Genomic DNA, 16,082 nt, shown 5'->3' on the forward strand with positions numbered 1-16,082 from the left:
ACCGACCGCGCAGAGTAAACCAAACATCAACAATGTATGAAAGGTAATTGATTCCCTTTAGTGTAGGGACATATTCTTGTATTTGTCCGTTCACAATATATTGATATTCAACATATATATAGCGGACAAATACAAGAATATGCAAAGGTAAAGTCCCTACAATCCAGGTGAATATTGCCAAGCCATACACGCAGCACCTCCCCTTTGGGGAGGCCGGGAGGGGCCCACCCTTACTTCTTGGTGATGCGCACGTAGTATACGCTCAGGCCCTTGCCATCGGACGACAGGCGCACATCTACACGCTTCTTGCCTTTCAGCAGGGCTCCGTCAATCGGGTATTCCACGTTTACAAAACCTTCCTTGCCGCCCTTGGCATCGAGCGTGCATACGGTCTGTCCGTCGATGTCCACTGTCACCGTGCCGCGGTCGCCACCCCAGTAGCGGAGCATCAGCGCCTTGGGCGTGTCATCGTTCTCGGCGCCGGGATTCATACTGTATACGAAGAATCCGTCTTCGGCCCGACGATAGTACTCGTCGTTGAACGAGCCGTGCCTGGTGTTCTCCTGCTTCATGAAATGGTCGGCCTCGCTCTGCTGCGTGCCCGTAATGATATAGTCTACGGTGCGGGCCTCAAGAGCCTGTATCGAATCCTCGCGGGCCTTGCTCTCGGCCTGCATCCGGTGCCACTTCTTGTGGTCGACGTTGAGCCAGTACATCATGTAGCGGCTGTCGTGGATGGTGCTGAACGGTTGCAGCACGAGAGGCTCGGCGCCACGGTTCTCGATGTCGTATCCCTCGATAGTGAACGTAAGGCGGGTCTTGTCGAGCGGGCGGACGGCGGCTGCCAGACGGTCGCGCTCGCCGATGAGCATCGGGGCAGTGTAGATGTTCTTCCGCTCACCGGCAGCGATATGGCCCATACGGCTGTCATCGGCATACAGTCCGCGCAGATTGTCCTGTCCGGTCTTGGCGCCAAGCAATATCGGACCGTATTTGAAGGCCACATAGTCGGTATAGTTGTTGAGCGGTTCGATGCGCACCGACATGGGCAGATCAACCTTCACCATGTCGCCCCTCTTCCACTTGCGGGTGATGGCGGCATAGCCCTTGCACACCTCGTATACAGCCTTCTCGCCGTTGACGGTCATCGCAAAGCGGCCGTCGGTCCACTTGGGTATGCGCACCAGCAGCGTAAACTTGCCCTTGCCCTTCACCGTAAGTTCGGTAGACGGAGTGTAAGGAAACGCGGTGGCCTGCTCGATTACCGTCTTGCGGGCCTTCCAGTCGAGCCGCGAAGCAATGAACAGGTTTACCCACAGGCTGTCGTTGGCAGCCGAATGACTGTAGATGAACTCGCCGTACTTGCCGTGATTCTCCATGCCGCTGCCTACGCAGCACCACATGGCCTCGTTCACCCGTGAGTACACACGGTAGTGCTGCGGACGTGCCGGCGTGAAATAAACATAGCCGCCTGTGCGGGGATGCTGGGTGGAAAGTATGTGATTGAAGAGCGTGCCCTCGTAGAAGTCGGCATAGCGGCTGTCGTGGTCGCTCAGGAAGATGTCTTCCGACAGTTTCAGCATGTTGTAGCTGTTGCACGACTCAACGCCCTCGACACTGGTTATGAAGTTGGCATACTTCTTCGCCGTCGGGAACCATTCGTTGATGGAGTTGCCGCCCACGGCGATGGTGCGCTCACCCGCCACATCGCTCCAGAAGAAGCGGGCCGCCTCGCCGTATTCGGCGGAATGGTCGAGCTGGTACACACGCTCGAAGCCCACCACCTTGGGTACCTGAGTGTTGGCGTGCTTGTTGTCGATGGTCGACGCCTTGCGGGCAGCCATACCGTTGAGCAGCCATTTGTGCGAGAACTTGCGGGCCGCATCAAGATATTTCGCGTCGCCCGTCATCTGATAGGCATCGGCAAACACCTCGTTCATACCGCCATATTCCTGATTGAGCGACGACTCTATCTGCCCGTCGGTCAAGCCGCCGATAAGGTTCACACCCCAGTCGCACAGCCCGATGAACATCGTGCGGGCATCCTCACGGCCGGCATAGAGCCACGCATCACGCAGTCCGGCATATATCTTATGAATGTTGTAGAACGGCACCCACCATTTCCACACCACGTCGACCTCGCCCGAGGCATAGCGGGTGAAGAACTCCCGCGAACCGGGCACACCGCCGATATATCCGTGCATGCGACTGTCGGCATCAGCGTTCCACTTGTCCTGTACGGCCTTCAAACGGCCGAGACACCAGTCGAGGCGCTCGCCAAGACGCTGCTTCATGGCTTCGTCGCGGCACGAGGCGTAGCTGACGGCCAGCGCCGTAATATAGTGGCCGCCCACGTGGCCGTCGAGTCCGGTCCAGTTGCGGAAAGCGGCACCGCTCTCCTTCACGCCGGCCTGATGCTCAAAGGGCTGCATCAGCCGCCCGGCGTCATATTCAAGCAGCACCGAGTCGTTGAGCATCATGGCCGTCTTGAACGTGCCGTCGGTGAGTTCCACGTCGGTAAGGTCGAAGAGCTGCGGATAGAGCCGCGACTGTGCCATCATTGCCGAGCACGCGAGCATTGCCACACCGGCAAAAAACATTCTTTTCGTCTTCATTCTGTGTATTGTGTTTCTTACTTTTTCTTGTTCTTGAACAGATGGGGAACAAACTCGTTGAAGCAGCGACGCCATGTGAGCCACTCGTGGTGGGTGCCCGGCGACTCGTAGTACACCACGTTGATGCCGAGCTTCTTCAGATTGTCGACCATGCCGCCCGTACCGAAATTCTCCTCGCTGCCGCATCCCATGAAGAAGTAATGTATCTGCGAGTTGAACTTGTCGGCATCGGCAAACACGCCGTTGAAGCACGTCTTCACGTCTACGCCGAACAGCGCACCACTGAAAGTGCCTATATAAGCGAACTTGTCGAGGTTGGGCAACACTGTATGGAACGTCTGGTGGCCGCCCCACGACAGTCCGGCCATGGCACGGCTGTCACGGTCGGTCCTGCAACGGAACGTGCTCTCTATCATCGGTATCAGATCGTTGAGCAGCGCCTTGTAGAACGATTCGCCGTAGTGGCTGCGCTCCTCGTTGACATCCTTGCCGCGGCGGGGCACAAACGGAGCCTCCACGTCGCCGCTCTCCATCACCACAATCATCGGCTCGCACGTGCCGGCGGCAATCCGGTTGTCCATGATGTTCTGCATCATGCCCTGCTTGCTCCATCCCGTCTCGTCCTCGCCCATGCCGTGCTGCAGATAGAGCACAGGGTAGCGCTTCTTTGTCTTCGTCTCATACTCGGCCGGGGTGTACACCATGGCGCGGCGCCAGCGGCCCGTCGACTCGCTGTAATACTGCACCGAACGTACCTGACCCTTGGCCACGCCACGCTGCGGACGGTAGTAGTTGCCCTCGTCGCCCTCGGGCACCTCTATTCCACCCGACTGGCGGCAGCATCCGAAGAAGGTATCGGTGGCGGGGTCGACCATCGACACGCCGTCGACAACGAGGAAATAGTAGTGGAAGCCCACCACCAGCGGGTCGGTACATCCCGTCCACATGCCTTGTGCGTCGCGCTTCATGTCGTACTTCTTGCCGCAGATGTCCACCTGCACACGCTGTGCCTCGGGAGCACGCAGACGGAACCACGCGCGGCGATTGCTGTCCAGACGCGGGAAGTCGTTGCCCGGCACGTTGTCTACGGCGGCCGTGGTGTTCTTCATTATATATTCGGTCTCCTGATGTCCGTAGTCCTTCTCGTCGCAACGGTATGAGAAATCGTCCACGTCGACATATCCGCCTGCCTTCTTGGTGGCATAGTTGAATATGGCGAAACGTGTGCCCATGAACAGGCGGCGATAGTCGAACTGCATCTTGTACGGCTTGCCGATCTCTGTCCAGTGCTCGCCGTCGGTGCTGTAATAGAACGTGGCCAGGTCCTTATGCAGGTTGAAGTCGGCATCTATCCGCAGGAATACAGTCTGCGATGTGATGCCGGTAACGCGCTCAAGCTCTTCCTCCGTTACCTTGGTTATGGCCTTAGTGCGGTTGTCAAGGTCGACCACAGCCGACGTCATGGCTATCCACGTGTTCTTGCCGTCGCGGCCTATGGTGACAATGCCCGAATGGCCGTTGAAAGCGGCAAATCCCGCACGGTCGCCATCCTTCATGTCGGTTATGTCGAGCGTGACGGCGGCCGAACATTTCGGGCCCTCCATGCGCTGGCTGATGGTGTTGGGGGCGGCATAGAGATTGTTTACCACCCGGCTCGTCTTCAGGCGCAGCCATCCCTTGCGCTCGGTGAGCGACCAGGCGTTGTCCACGGGATTGTGGTTCCACTGCCAGTGCAGGCCCAGCTTGTCGCTGTCGAAGCCGTCGCTCGACACCAGCGACACCTTGCGCACACCGTTGTCCTTCACCTTAGTGGGCACGGCGGGCATCACCACGGGCACTTTGCCGTCGCTGTCGCCCAGCATGGGCCATCCGTCAATCCAACGGCAGGGCGACAATGTGAGCACACGGCCCACACCGCCACGGTCCTGGAAGATTATACCGTACCAGTTGCCGTCGGCACCGTCGACGATGGTGCCCTGCCCCACGTAGGGGAATCCGGCGAAGTTGTCTTCCAGTATCTTTTTCTTCTCGTACGGGCCGGCAATGTTGTCGGCACGGTAGCACAGCTGACGGCGCTTGCCGCCACGCGGCCACGATATCATCAGCAGATAGTACTTGCCGTTGTGCTTTATCACGCGGCTGCCCTCCAGCAGTCCGTTGTCCTCGTCGTCGTTGCGCACCACAGTGGCATCCAAGCCGCCCGGTTTCAGTCCGGTGAGGTCCTTGTTGAGCTCCTGCAGGCGACCCGTGCCGCTGAACACGTAGACACGGTCGTCATCATCGAAGAAGAGCGACGCATCGTGAAAATGCTTCAACCGCGAGTGCAGCGTCCATCCCTGCGTCGGGTCGGGCGTCTTGTATATATATGTGTCGCCGCCGGGATTGTCGTTGGGCGCGAACAGGGCATAGAACATACCATTGTGATACTTCAACGATGTAGCCCACTGTCCGCGGCCGTACACCGTTCCCTCGTTCATGTCGTACTTGGGCGAGTCGGTGAGACGGTCGAACAGATAGCTCACCGTCTCCCAGTGGGCCAGGTCGGTGGAACGCATCACCGGGGCGCCCGGCATCAGGTGCATCGTGGTAGTCACCATATAGTAATAGTCACCCACACGAATCACATCGGGGTCGGGCACGTCGGCCCACAACATCGGATTGGTCACCATGGTTGCATTTGAACATAAGCACCACAGCATGAGCAATGCCGAAATAAAATGCTTTTTCATTGTCATATACTAATATTTGAAAGATATGGTTATCTGCTTATAATTATATTGTTTCAGGTTTCTTTTGCAAAGTTACTACAAAAAAGTGAAATGCGGAAAGATATAGTGATAGAATTGAGTTACAGGGGTTTCAGTCGTGCTTCCGATTATTCGTGAAGCCATCGCAATCACCGCTGAAGCCAAATCAGGACGCCGCTACGTTACTTGTCCGTAACCATGCCCGAAAGGGCGACAAGCGGACACGGACAGCGAAACAAGACGTTAAGGATTAGTGAGTTATTGACAAGTCACGCAACAAATCCGGTTACGGAAAAAGATTGCGCCGTTCCTCCCCGTTTTGCGTACCGACACCGGACTCTTCACCAACTAATTTTGAACCTAAAAAAATTAAGGACGATGAAGAGTACATTTTCAGTAATCTACTACCTCAAGCGTCAGGTAGTGAAAAAGGACGGGACAGTGCCCGTCATGGGACGCATCACGGTGGACGGCAGCCAAACGCAGTTCAGTTGCAAACTGACCGTCGATCCCAAGCTGTGGGACACCAAAGGAGGACGTGTCACTGGCAGAAGCTCGGCGGCACTCGAAACGAACCGCATGCTCGATAAGATGCGTGTGCGCATCAACAAACATTATCAGGAAATCATGGAGCGTGACAACTTCGTCACTGCGGAAAAGGTCAAGAACGCTTTTCTCGGACTGGAACACCGCTACCACACGCTGATGCAGGTGTTCCGGCAGCACAACGAGGACTACGAGAAACAGGTGGAGGCCGGTATGAAAGCCAAAGGCACGCTCTTGAAGTACAAGACCGTTTACAAGCATCTGCAAGAGTTCCTCACCATCCGCTACCGCGTGAAGGACATCGCCCTGAAAGAGCTTACGCCCGCTTTCATCTCCGACTTCGAGATGTTCCTGCGCACTGACAAACACTGCTGCACCAATACCGTGTGGCTGTATGTCTGCCCCTTGCGGACGATGGTGTTCATCGCCATCAACAACGAGTGGCTCACGCGCGACCCGTTCAGGGAGTATGAAATCAAGAAGGAAGAAACGACCCGCAGCTTCCTGACGAAAGAGGAAATCCGGCTACTGATGGAGGGCAAACTGAAGAACGCCAAGCAGGAGCTATACCGTGATTTATACCTGTTCTGCGCATTCACGGGCCTGTCGTTCGCCGACATGCGCAACCTGACGGAAGATAATATCCGCACCTATTTCGACGAACACGAGTGGATAAACATCAACCGCCAGAAAACAGGTGTCGTTTCCAATATCCGGCTGCTTGACATAGCCAAGCGCATCATCGACAAATACCGGGGTCTGTGCGGGGACGGGAGGATATTCCCCGTGCCGCACTACATGACCTGCCTGTACGGGATCCGTGCCGTCGCCAAGCGTTGCGGCATCACCAAGCATATCACGTGGCATCAGAGCCGCCACACGGCAGCCACGACGGTGTTCCTATCCAACGGCGTGCCCATTGAAACGGTAAGTTCCATGTTAGGGCACAAGAGCATAAAGACAACGCAGATATACGCGAAAATAACCAAAGAGAAGCTAAACCAAGACATGGAGAACCTTGCCGCGAGATTGAACACGATTGAGGAATTTGCAGGTTGCACCATCTAAAAAAGAAAAGCCATGAAACGTGACATAATCATCATAGAGGACAAGGCGGTCCGCGTAACCGGTAACGAGATATGGATGACCGCCGGAGAAATCGCCGGGCTGTTCCATACGGGCGTCCCGGCAGTGAACGCCGCCATCAGGGCCGTTCTAAAGACGGACGTGCTGAGCGATTACGAGGTATGCCGCTACATACAGCTCGAAAACGGTCTTTACGGGGATGTTTACTCGCTTGAAATCATCATCCCCGTCGCCTTCCGGCTGGACACCTACTGCACGCACGTGTTCCGCACGTGGCTGGTGGGCAAGGCACTCTCGAAGGAGAAGCGGCAGGCATACGTGATGTTCATACAGAACGGAAAAGCCGGATACAGCTGAACACGCATACGTGCCAACAAAAAGGAAACGGACAACTCCATCGGGGCTGTCCGTTTCCTTTTTTCATGCAGTCGCCTTATTCCAGCGGCTTGCGGTAATTCGCTTCCAACAGTTCACGCAGCCCCGATTCGGGGTAAAGCACCTTCCCGCCTAAAAGGATAAAGGGCAGCACCCTGTTGTTTCGGTACTCCTGCAAGGTGCGGCGGCTGACACGGAGCAGTTCCGCCACCTCCCTGTCCGTCAGGTAACGCTCCCCGTCCAGCGGCGGGCGGTAACTTTCCAGAAAGGCGGAGAGCCATTTGGAGCCTTTGCGCATATTCTGCACCACGGTGGCAAGCGGCTCGTCCTCCATCGTAAACACTTCATTGTTCTCGTTCATCATAACTTCGGATTCAGTGGGTTGTGAATAATAAAAATCAAATCATCTTGCGCCGGGATAGAGCGTGCCGATAAGCGGAATGAGCCTTTTGACCTCCTCCGGCTTGTAATAGAACCTGCGGTTAATCTGCGAGTAGCCGATAAGCCGCCTGTCGCGCAACGTCTGCAACGTGCGCGGGCTGATCCTCAACTGCCCGCAGACCTCCTCGCCCGTGAGCCACCTTTCCAGCCGCCCTCCGTCGCTCTTGCGCTTCAAGGCGGCAACCTTCTCCGAGAGGGCGTTGAAGGACGCCACCATCATCTCGAAGGTCCTTTTCTCGATAGATACTATTTCCATAAGCAAAACATTTCAGAGTTTGCCACAAAGGTAACGTCACAGCCGTGAACACGAGCCGTTTCCCGCTAAAAGGCTGTATGTTGCGCTGTCTGTCCGGGTTACGGAGCCATTTCCCATAAAAATCTTACGTGAGACACGTAGTGAGCTGTTAAAGCCCCTTTGGTTTATTGCCGAATTTTGCCACAGAAACCAAAAGAAAGGACTGAATATGAAAGTGATAACGATGGAAAGTTCCGCCTTCACCGCATTGACGGAACAGATAGCCGAAATAGCGGCACACGTGCGTGCCGTTTCGGGCGAAAGCAAGGGAGAATCCCCCGACAGGCTGCTCACCACCCGCGAGGCGGCGCACCTGCTGAACGTGAGTTGCCGCACCCTCCAGCGCATGCGCAGCGAACAGCGCATCGCCTATGTCGTGCTGCGCGGCAAGTGCCGCTACCGCCAATCGGAAATCGACCGCCTGCTTGCGGACTGCACCGTGGTGGAGGACGCGGCGACACCGACGGAACTGAAACGCAACCACACGCTGCGCACGGGCGGCGGCAAACCCAGAGGAAGGAGGACGTGACGTATGGAACTGCTTACCCGAAACAATTTCGAGGACTGGATGCGGAAACTGACGGAACGGCTCGACCGTCAGGACGAACTGCTGCTTTCCTTGCAGCCGTCCGGCAAAGCCCCGGACCCGATGGACCGTATCAGGATGTTCGACAACCAGGACCTCTGCATGCTGCTCCAGATCAGCAAGCGCACCCTGCAACGCTACCGCAGCACCGGCGCGTTGCCGTACAAGACGCTCGGCAAAAAGACCTATTACAGCGAGGAGGACGTGCTGACGTTCCTTTCCGGACACGTAAAGGACTTCAAAAAAGAAGATATAGCCTTCTACAAGGCTCGTATCCATAATTTCTTTCAAAAATAACCATTAAAACATTTTTCAGATGGCAAAGAAAAAAGACGAAAAGGACGTGCTGATTGTCCGTGACGAGAAGACGGGCGAAATCAGCGTGGTAGCCGGGCTGAACGCCGACGGCTCCCCCAAGCGCACCCCCGCGAAAGCGGAGAACGCGCAAAGTTTCCTGCAATTCGACCGCCACGGCGACGTGCTGGACAACTTCTTCAAGAACTTCTTCCGGCAGTGTAAGGAACCCAGCCGCTTCGGTTTCTACCGTGTCGCGGCAGACCAAGCCGACAAACTGCTGGAGGTTATCAAGGACTTGCTGAAAGACCCCGACGGCAACAAGGAGATGCTTGCGCCCCACAAGGTGGACACCTCCGGCTACGAGAAGAAAGTGCAGGAGGAACAGGCGGCTGAAAAGCCTGAACAGAAACAGGAAGAACCTAAAAAACAGGAAGAAATGGAACAGAAAAATGAACAGAATCAGGAAAGCCCGCAGCAGACGCAGGGCAACCGGGGCTACCAGCCCATCGACGAGAGCAAGATCAACTGGCAGGAGCTGGAAGAGAAATGGGGTGTAAGACGCGACGACCTTGAGAAGTCCGGCGACCTGACCAAGATGCTCAACTACGGCAAGTCCGATTTGGTGAGAGTGTCGCCCAATTTCGGCGGCGAGGCTTTCGAGCTGGACGCGCGCCTCTCCTTCAAGAAAGACAGCGAGGGTAATGTCAGCCTTGTGCCGCACTTCATACGCAAGGAGCAGAAGCTCGACGAGTACAAGGAACACAAGTTTTCCGATGAAGACCGTAAGAACCTGCGCGAAACGGGCAACCTCGGCAGGGTCGTGGACATCGTGGACAGGGAAACGGGCGAGATCATCCCCTCGTTCATCAGCATAGACCGCAAGACGAACGAGATTACCGACATCCCGGCAAACAAGGTGCGCATACCGGAGCGCATCGGCAAGACGGAGATCACCAAGCAGGAGCAGGACATGCTCCGCGCCGGGCTGCCCGTGCGCGACAAACTTATCGAGCGCAAGGACGGCAGGAAGTTCGTCACCACCCTTCAGGTGAACGTGGAGCAGCGCGGTGTGGAGTTCGTGCCGGGGACCGGCAGGTCGCCCCGTGCCGCACAGGCACAGGAAGCCAAGAACAATCCCATACAGGGACAGGCACAGGACGCGGAGAACGCCGCAGCCATACAGAACGGGCAACGCCGCAACTCGTGGACGAACGCCGACGGCAGTATCCGCCCCATCAGCAAATGGAGCGGCGTGGAGTTCACCGAGCAGCAGAAAGCCGACTACGTGGCGGGCAAAGCAGTGAAACTGGAGAACGTGACCGACAAGCAGGGCTTCCACGCCACGATGTACATCAGGTTCAACCCGGAGAAGGGACGCCCGTACCGCTACGACACCGACCCCGACAACGCGCAGAAGGTCGCACCCTCCAACGAGAGCCGCACGCAGGTGGCTGTGAACAGCGAGGGCAAGACCAACGAAGCGACCAAGAACCTGAAGGAGCCGTTGCAGAAAGGACAGACCGCCCCGAAGGACACCGCGCAGCAACAGCAGCAGGAGAACGGCAAAAAGAGAAACAAGGGCATGAGGATGTAACCCCGTGTCCGCCACTGAATCCAAAGTAACATTTATAAACATCAATCCAAGAAAATATGAAGACAATCATTGCTGAAAAGCCATCCGTGGCACGTGAGATCGCCCGCATCGTCGGAGCTACAAAAAGAGAGGAAGGATATTTCGAGGGAGGCGGCTACGCCGTGACATGGGTGTTCGGACACCTCGTCCAGCTTGCCATGCCCGACGGCTACGGCATACGCGGCTTCGTCCGCGACAACCTGCCCGTCATACCGGATACCTTCACGCTCGTCCCCCGTCAGGTAAAGACGGACAAGGGCTACAAGCCCGACAGCGGCGTGGTGTCGCAGATCAAGACCGTCGCCCGGCTATTCAAGGAAAGCGAACAGATCATCGTGGCGACCGACGCGGGGCGCGAGGGAGAGCTTATCTTCCGATACCTCTACCATTACACCGGATGCGCCACGCCTTTCGTGCGCCTCTGGATAAGCTCGCTCACCGACAAGGCTATCCGCGAGGGACTGCGCAACCTCGAAGCGGGCGACAAATACGACAACCTCTACCTTGCCGCCAAAGCGCGGAGCGAATCCGACTGGCTCGTGGGCATCAACGGCACGCAGGCACTCTCCATCGCCGCCGGACACGGCACATACTCCGTCGGGCGGGTGCAGACACCCACGCTGGCGATGGTGTGCGCGCGCTATTGGGAGAACCGCCGCTTCACGCCCGAACCCTTCTGGCAGCTCCATATCGCAACAGACGGTTGCGACGAAGGAGTGGTGAAGTTCTCCTCTTCCGAGAAATGGAAAGAGAAAGAACCTGCCACAACGCTATATAATAAGGTAAAGGAAGCAGGCACAGCCACCGTCACGAAAGCCGAGCGCAAGGAGAAGACGGAGGAAACTCCGCTTCTGTACGACCTGACCACGCTCCAGAAGGAAGCGAACGCCAAGCACGGCTTCACGGCGGAACAGACGCTTGAAATCGCGCAGAAGCTCTATGAAAAGAAACTTGTCACCTATCCGAGAACCGGCAGCCGCTACATCCCCGAAGACGTGTTCGCCGAAATCCCCAAGCTGCTCGCCTTCATCGGCAGCCTGCCCGAATGGAAAGAGAAAGTCAATCCGAAGGCAGTGCCGACACGCCGCAGCGTGGACGGCGGCAAGGTGACGGACCACCATGCTCTGCTCGTCACGGGCGAGAAGCCGCTGTTCCTCTCCAAAGAAGACAATACCGTCTATCAGATGATTGCCGGGCGCATGATCGAGGCTTTCTCCGGGAAATGCGTCAAGGACACCGCCACCGTCACGGCGGAATGTGCCGGAGTGGAGTTCGTGGCAAAAGGCTGCATCATCAGGCAAGCCGGGTGGCGTGCCGTCTATGGCGTGGAAGACAAGGAGGAAACCGCTATCCCCGGCTGGCGGGAAGGCGACACGCTGCCGCTGAAAGGCTGCTCCATCACGGAGGGCAAGACCAAGCCCAAGCCGCTGCATACCGAAGCCACCCTGCTGTCCGCTATGGAAACGGCCGGCAAGGAGATAGAGGACGACGCGCTGCGTCAGGCGTTGAAGGATTGCGGCATCGGCACGCCCGCCACCCGCGCCGCCATCATCGAAACGCTCTTCAAGCGCGGCTATATGGAACGCTGCAAGAAGTCGCTTGTGCCGACTGAAAAAGGGCTTGCCCTCCATTCGGTCGTGAAGACGATGCGCATCGCCGACGTCGCCATGACGGGCGAATGGGAGAAGAATCTGGCACGCATCGAGCGCGGTGAGCTGCCCGCCGACACCTTCCGCAAGGAGATAGAGGCTTACACACGCGAAATCACTTCCGAACTGCTCTCGTGCGACAAGCTGTTCTCCCGCAGGGATTCCGGCTGCAAGTGCCCCAAGTGCGGAACCGGCATGATGCAGTTCTACGGCAAGGTTGTCCGCTGCGACAACGCGGAGTGCGGGCTGCCCGTGTTCCGCCTGAAGGCGAACCGCTCCCTTTCCGACGACGAGATCAAAGACCTGCTCACCGAAGGGCACACGAAGCTGCTCAAAGGCTTCAAAAGCAAGCAGGGAAAGAGTTTCGATGCCATAGTAACCTTTGACGGGGACTACAACACGACTTTCGTGTTCCCCGAAAGGAAAAATAAGGCAACCTCTACGAGAAGAAGAAAATAATGAGTAACTTTGCCACTGGTTCAGAGTAATGAATTGTTCTTCGATACCGGATTACACTCATACTTTGGATTTAGTGGTGGCACTCGGAGGGATACCGAGTGCCTTTTCTTTCTCCTTTTCAGACGATTATCCCCGTCATTATCAATCCACTAAATTCCAAAGTAATGAACAACAAGAAGAAAAACGAGGGTCAGACCGACTTTTCCTACTACGGTCTGTACCTGCTGGACTATCTCAGAACAAACAGGTTTGAACAGGCAACCGACGAAGCCTTCATCCGTGAACGCGCCGACCGTGCCGCCGGAACGTATGAACGGGCAATGCTCGAAGGCTATCCTGCTGCCGGTGCGCAGGAACTGGCGATGCGCACGCTGACGGAGGGACTTCGCTACTCTAAGTACGCCATCCTGCGCGAAGTCGTGGAAAACGAGTTTGCCGACGATGTGCCGGAAGCGGAGCGTGAATCCTTTACCCGGAAACTGCTTCCGCTTGTCGGAAACGTATTCTCCGTCTATGACCTTTCGGACGACAACTTCGCCCTGTCGCCCGATTACGACCTGCTCTACACGGAGCTGACGGGAGCCGTCGTCCTTTATATCGACGAGTATGGCGTTTAACCGCAAACAACGGCTGCGGGACAATATCGAGGCGATACGGACGGCATTCACCCTTGAGAGGGAACGGAGAGCGGCGACCCCCGAAGAACGTGCGTTACTTCAAAAGTATTGCGGTTTCGGCGGGCTGAAATGTATCCTGAACCCGGCAAGGGAACTGACGGACGCTGTCCACTGGGCGAAATCCGACCTCGAACTGTTTGCCCCTACTGCGGAACTGCACAGGCTGGTACGCGGGAACAGCAAGGACGATACGCAGTACAAGCGGTATGTGGACTCGCTGAAAGCGTCCGTGCTGACCGCCTTCTACACCCCGGAAGAGATAACCGACACCATAGCCGATGTGCTGGCGGATTACAGCGTCCGCCCAGCCCGCGTGCTGGAACCGTCGGCGGGTGTCGGCGTATTCGTGGACGCCGTGCTGCGGCACAGTCCCGATGCGGATGTGATGGCGTTTGAGAAAGACCTCCTCACGGGTACTATCCTGCGGCAGCTCCACCCCGACAAAAAGATGCGCATAGACGGTTTTGAGAAAATCGAAAAGCCGTTCAACAACTATTTCGACTTGGCGGTGTCCAACATCCCGTTCGGTGACATAGCCGTGTTCGACGCCGGGTTTCAAAGGAGCGAATCTTTCGGCAGGCGTTCGGCGCAAAAAGCCATCCACAACTATTTTTTCCTGAAAGGGCTGGACACAGTGCGCGACGGCGGCATCGTGGCGTTCATCACCTCGCAGGGGGTATTGAACAGCTCCAAGACCTCCGTGCGCGACGAGCTGTTCCGTCAGGCGAATCTGGTATCGGCAATCCGCCTGCCCAACAACCTGTTTTCGGACAATGCGGGGACAGAGGTGGGCAGCGACCTTATTGTACTGCAAAAGAACCTGCGCAAGACGGAACTGTCGCAGGACGAACGGCTGATGACCGTGATACAGACGGACACGAAGACAAACCTGACGGACAACGCCTATTTTGTCCGCCATCCCGAACGTATCGTGCATACGACCGCAAAACTCGACACCGACCCTTACGGCAAGCCCGCTATGGTCTATACGCACGAGGGCAAGACGGCAGGCATCGCGGAGGACCTGCGCCGTATGCTTGACGAGGACTGTCACATGAGGCTTGCCATGCGCCTGTATTCGGGCGCAATCGGGCAAGCGGGGGAGCGAAAAGCGGTTGCCGTTGAAACCAAGCCGGAACAGCCTGCCATGAAGCCGGAAGCGACAATTACGGCACGGACGGAAGAAGCCCGAACCGAAAAACCGCAACTGATAGAGGAAAAGCCGGAGATAGAGCCCCGCAAACCGAATTATCAGGCGGGCGTGCAGCTCTCCCTGCTCGACCTCTGGGGAATGACGGAGGAAGTCCGCAAGCCGGAATCCCCCAAGAAGAAAAAGGCGTCGAAAAAGGAAAGCACGGCAAAACGCGCCGTCCCCAAACCGAAACCGCAGGTTACCGCCGCGCCTCCCGTTGAAACCGTCAAGCCTGCAACCGGAAGCAAGGAGGCAAAGCCGGATAATATCGTCAAACAAAGCGACCCTGATGATATTTACGCCACGCTGGACTGGGACACCAATCCGCCCATCAACGGCTTCTACGAAACGATGATGAGCCTGACACCGGAGCGGCGCAAGGCTCTACGTCTTGAAGCGGAACGGCACAGACAGGAACAACTGAAAAAGTCGGGTGTCAAGGACACGCTGAATCCTGCCTTTGTGCCTTCATTTGATAACAAACCGGAGAAGGAAACGGCACAACAGACTGAAGCACAGCCGGAGGCAACTCCCATTCCCGTTATGGACAATAGCCCAAGTGAGCAGGCAGCCACTTCACTTTTCCCTGAAATTGAACCGGAAAAGCCGAAGGAGGAAGCCCCTGACCTTACGCCGCGCCCCTACCACCGCACGCCGGAAATGCACCTGCGTGAAGGCTCGCTAGTGGCAAGCAGGGCACGCGACATCGGTTATCTGAAGGACATCACGCCCTACGGCGCGACATTCCATCCACTCGGACTAACGGGCTTCCAGAAGGAGAAGGCGTTGCTGTATATGTCGCTCCGTGACGCATACGAGCGGCTGTACCGCTATGAAACGAACAGGCGCGAGGCAAATCCCGTGTGGCGTGAACACCTGAACACCTGCTACGACGAGTTTGTCATGCGCTACGGCAACCTCAACGCCAGACAGAACGTGAAACTGGTGATGATGGATGCCGGAGGGCGCGACATCCTTTCGCTGGAACGTGCGGAGGACGGCAGGTTCGTCAAGGCGGACATTTTCGAGCGTCCCGTTTCCTTCTCGGTGGAGAGCTATGCCAACGTAAGCTCTCCCGAAGAGGCACTCTCCGCATCGCTCAACAAGTTCGGCACGGTCAATCTCGACTATATGCGGGAGATAACCGACAGCACGGAGGAGGGATTGCTTGACGCCCTCAAAGGGCGGGTCTTCTACAACCCGCTCGTAACCGGTTACGAGATAAAGGACAGGTTCATCGCGGGGAACGTGATAGAGAAGGCGGAACGGATTGAGGCATGGATGGGCGGCAATCCCGAAAGTGAACGGCTGCCGGAGGTTAAGGAGGCGTTGGAGGCTCTGAAAGAAGCCGAGCCCCAGCGCATCGCCTTTGAAGACCTCGACTTCAACTTCGGGGAACGCTGGATTCCCACGGGAGTGTATGCCGCCTACATGAGCCATCTTTTCGGTACGGACGTGAAAATCGCCTATTCCGCCAGCATGGA

Annotated in this window: 11 protein-coding genes and 2 pseudogenes; 9 read left to right on the plus strand and 4 right to left on the minus strand. The window is 56.8% G+C overall.

Annotated elements, in window-relative coordinates; all coding sequences use genetic code 11:
* Nucleotides 1-230: 230 nt before the first annotated feature.
* The gene (locus HPS55_RS07050) at nucleotides 231-2,615 is read right to left on the minus strand and encodes a glycoside hydrolase family 127 protein (protein ID WP_172176315.1); all 2,385 of its coding nucleotides are present in this window, start codon (nucleotides 2,613-2,615) and stop codon (nucleotides 231-233) included.
* 17 nt (nucleotides 2,616-2,632) lie between these two features.
* On the minus strand, nucleotides 2,633-5,344 hold the full coding sequence (locus tag HPS55_RS07055; RefSeq protein ID WP_172176317.1) for a family 43 glycosylhydrolase: 2,712 nt from the start codon (nucleotides 5,342-5,344) through the stop codon (nucleotides 2,633-2,635).
* 396 nt (nucleotides 5,345-5,740) lie between these two features.
* Between HPS55_RS07055 and HPS55_RS07060 the strand changes: the two genes are divergently transcribed.
* Both HPS55_RS07060 and HPS55_RS07065 read left to right on the plus strand, forming a co-directional pair.
* Complete coding sequence (locus tag HPS55_RS07060) at nucleotides 5,741-6,976, plus strand: site-specific integrase (protein WP_123615928.1); 1,236 nt, start codon at nucleotides 5,741-5,743, stop codon at nucleotides 6,974-6,976.
* A gap of 12 nt (nucleotides 6,977-6,988) precedes the next feature.
* The gene (locus HPS55_RS07065) at nucleotides 6,989-7,351 is read left to right on the plus strand and encodes a RhuM protein (RefSeq protein ID WP_123613423.1); all 363 of its coding nucleotides are present in this window, start codon (nucleotides 6,989-6,991) and stop codon (nucleotides 7,349-7,351) included.
* A gap of 76 nt (nucleotides 7,352-7,427) precedes the next feature.
* Here HPS55_RS07065 and HPS55_RS07070 read toward each other — a convergent pair whose 3' ends face one another.
* Nucleotides 7,428-7,733, minus strand: a complete 306-nt coding sequence (locus HPS55_RS07070; protein WP_068960797.1) for a helix-turn-helix domain-containing protein — start codon at nucleotides 7,731-7,733, stop codon at nucleotides 7,428-7,430.
* A gap of 39 nt (nucleotides 7,734-7,772) precedes the next feature.
* Complete coding sequence (locus tag HPS55_RS07075; RefSeq protein WP_121737172.1) at nucleotides 7,773-8,066, minus strand: helix-turn-helix domain-containing protein; 294 nt, start codon at nucleotides 8,064-8,066, stop codon at nucleotides 7,773-7,775.
* A gap of 208 nt (nucleotides 8,067-8,274) precedes the next feature.
* On the opposite strand from HPS55_RS07075, the gene HPS55_RS07080 reads away from it, so the two are divergent.
* The 7 genes and pseudogenes from HPS55_RS07080 to HPS55_RS14375 form a co-directional block, all read left to right on the plus strand.
* Nucleotides 8,275-8,634: a helix-turn-helix domain-containing protein gene (locus tag HPS55_RS07080; RefSeq protein WP_417010937.1), complete on the plus strand. Its 360-nt coding sequence runs from the start codon at nucleotides 8,275-8,277 to the stop codon at nucleotides 8,632-8,634.
* A 3-nt stretch (nucleotides 8,635-8,637) separates the two neighbouring features.
* Nucleotides 8,638-8,988 carry a helix-turn-helix domain-containing protein gene (locus HPS55_RS07085; RefSeq protein ID WP_121737173.1) on the plus strand — a complete coding sequence of 117 codons (351 nt, stop codon included), beginning with the start codon at nucleotides 8,638-8,640 and terminating at the stop codon, nucleotides 8,986-8,988.
* 19 nt (nucleotides 8,989-9,007) lie between these two features.
* Nucleotides 9,008-10,582, plus strand: a complete 1,575-nt coding sequence (locus HPS55_RS07090) for a DUF3945 domain-containing protein (protein WP_172324864.1) — start codon at nucleotides 9,008-9,010, stop codon at nucleotides 10,580-10,582.
* Nucleotides 10,583-10,638: 56 nt separating this feature from the next.
* Nucleotides 10,639-12,729: a type IA DNA topoisomerase gene (locus HPS55_RS07095; RefSeq protein WP_172324866.1), complete on the plus strand. Its 2,091-nt coding sequence runs from the start codon at nucleotides 10,639-10,641 to the stop codon at nucleotides 12,727-12,729.
* Between the two features lie 164 nt (nucleotides 12,730-12,893).
* A complete protein-coding gene (locus HPS55_RS07100; RefSeq protein ID WP_172324868.1) occupies nucleotides 12,894-13,346 on the plus strand; it encodes a DUF1896 domain-containing protein in 453 nt (150 codons plus the stop codon).
* Nucleotides 13,336-14,998, plus strand: a pseudogene (locus HPS55_RS14370) (N-6 DNA methylase); the annotation flags it as partial. The gene HPS55_RS07100 and the pseudogene HPS55_RS14370, both read left to right, overlap by 11 nt.
* Before the next feature lie 104 nt (nucleotides 14,999-15,102).
* Nucleotides 15,103-16,082: pseudogene (locus HPS55_RS14375) on the plus strand (DNA methylase); the annotation flags it as partial.

This window comes from Xylanibacter rodentium (assembly GCF_013166575.1).
In the GTDB taxonomy this organism is placed as follows: Bacteria; Bacteroidota; Bacteroidia; order Bacteroidales; family Bacteroidaceae; genus Prevotella; species Prevotella rodentium.

Excerpts from the sequence above, each read along its gene's own strand:
- HPS55_RS07050 (WP_172176315.1), bottom strand. The coding sequence starts at position 2,615 with ATGAAGACGAAAAGAATGTTTTTTGCCGGTGTGGCAATGCTCGCGTGC.
- HPS55_RS07055 (WP_172176317.1), bottom strand. The coding sequence starts at position 5,344 with ATGAAAAAGCATTTTATTTCGGCATTGCTCATGCTGTGGTGCTTATGT.
- HPS55_RS07060 (WP_123615928.1), top strand. The coding sequence starts at position 5,741 with ATGAAGAGTACATTTTCAGTAATCTACTACCTCAAGCGTCAGGTAGTG.
- HPS55_RS07065 (WP_123613423.1), top strand. The coding sequence starts at position 6,989 with ATGAAACGTGACATAATCATCATAGAGGACAAGGCGGTCCGCGTAACC.
- HPS55_RS07070 (WP_068960797.1), bottom strand. The coding sequence starts at position 7,733 with ATGATGAACGAGAACAATGAAGTGTTTACGATGGAGGACGAGCCGCTT.
- HPS55_RS07075 (WP_121737172.1), bottom strand. The coding sequence starts at position 8,066 with ATGGAAATAGTATCTATCGAGAAAAGGACCTTCGAGATGATGGTGGCG.
- HPS55_RS07080 (WP_417010937.1), top strand. The coding sequence starts at position 8,275 with ATGAAAGTGATAACGATGGAAAGTTCCGCCTTCACCGCATTGACGGAA.
- HPS55_RS07085 (WP_121737173.1), top strand. The coding sequence starts at position 8,638 with ATGGAACTGCTTACCCGAAACAATTTCGAGGACTGGATGCGGAAACTG.
- HPS55_RS07090 (WP_172324864.1), top strand. The coding sequence starts at position 9,008 with ATGGCAAAGAAAAAAGACGAAAAGGACGTGCTGATTGTCCGTGACGAG.
- HPS55_RS07095 (WP_172324866.1), top strand. The coding sequence starts at position 10,639 with ATGAAGACAATCATTGCTGAAAAGCCATCCGTGGCACGTGAGATCGCC.
- HPS55_RS07100 (WP_172324868.1), top strand. The coding sequence starts at position 12,894 with ATGAACAACAAGAAGAAAAACGAGGGTCAGACCGACTTTTCCTACTAC.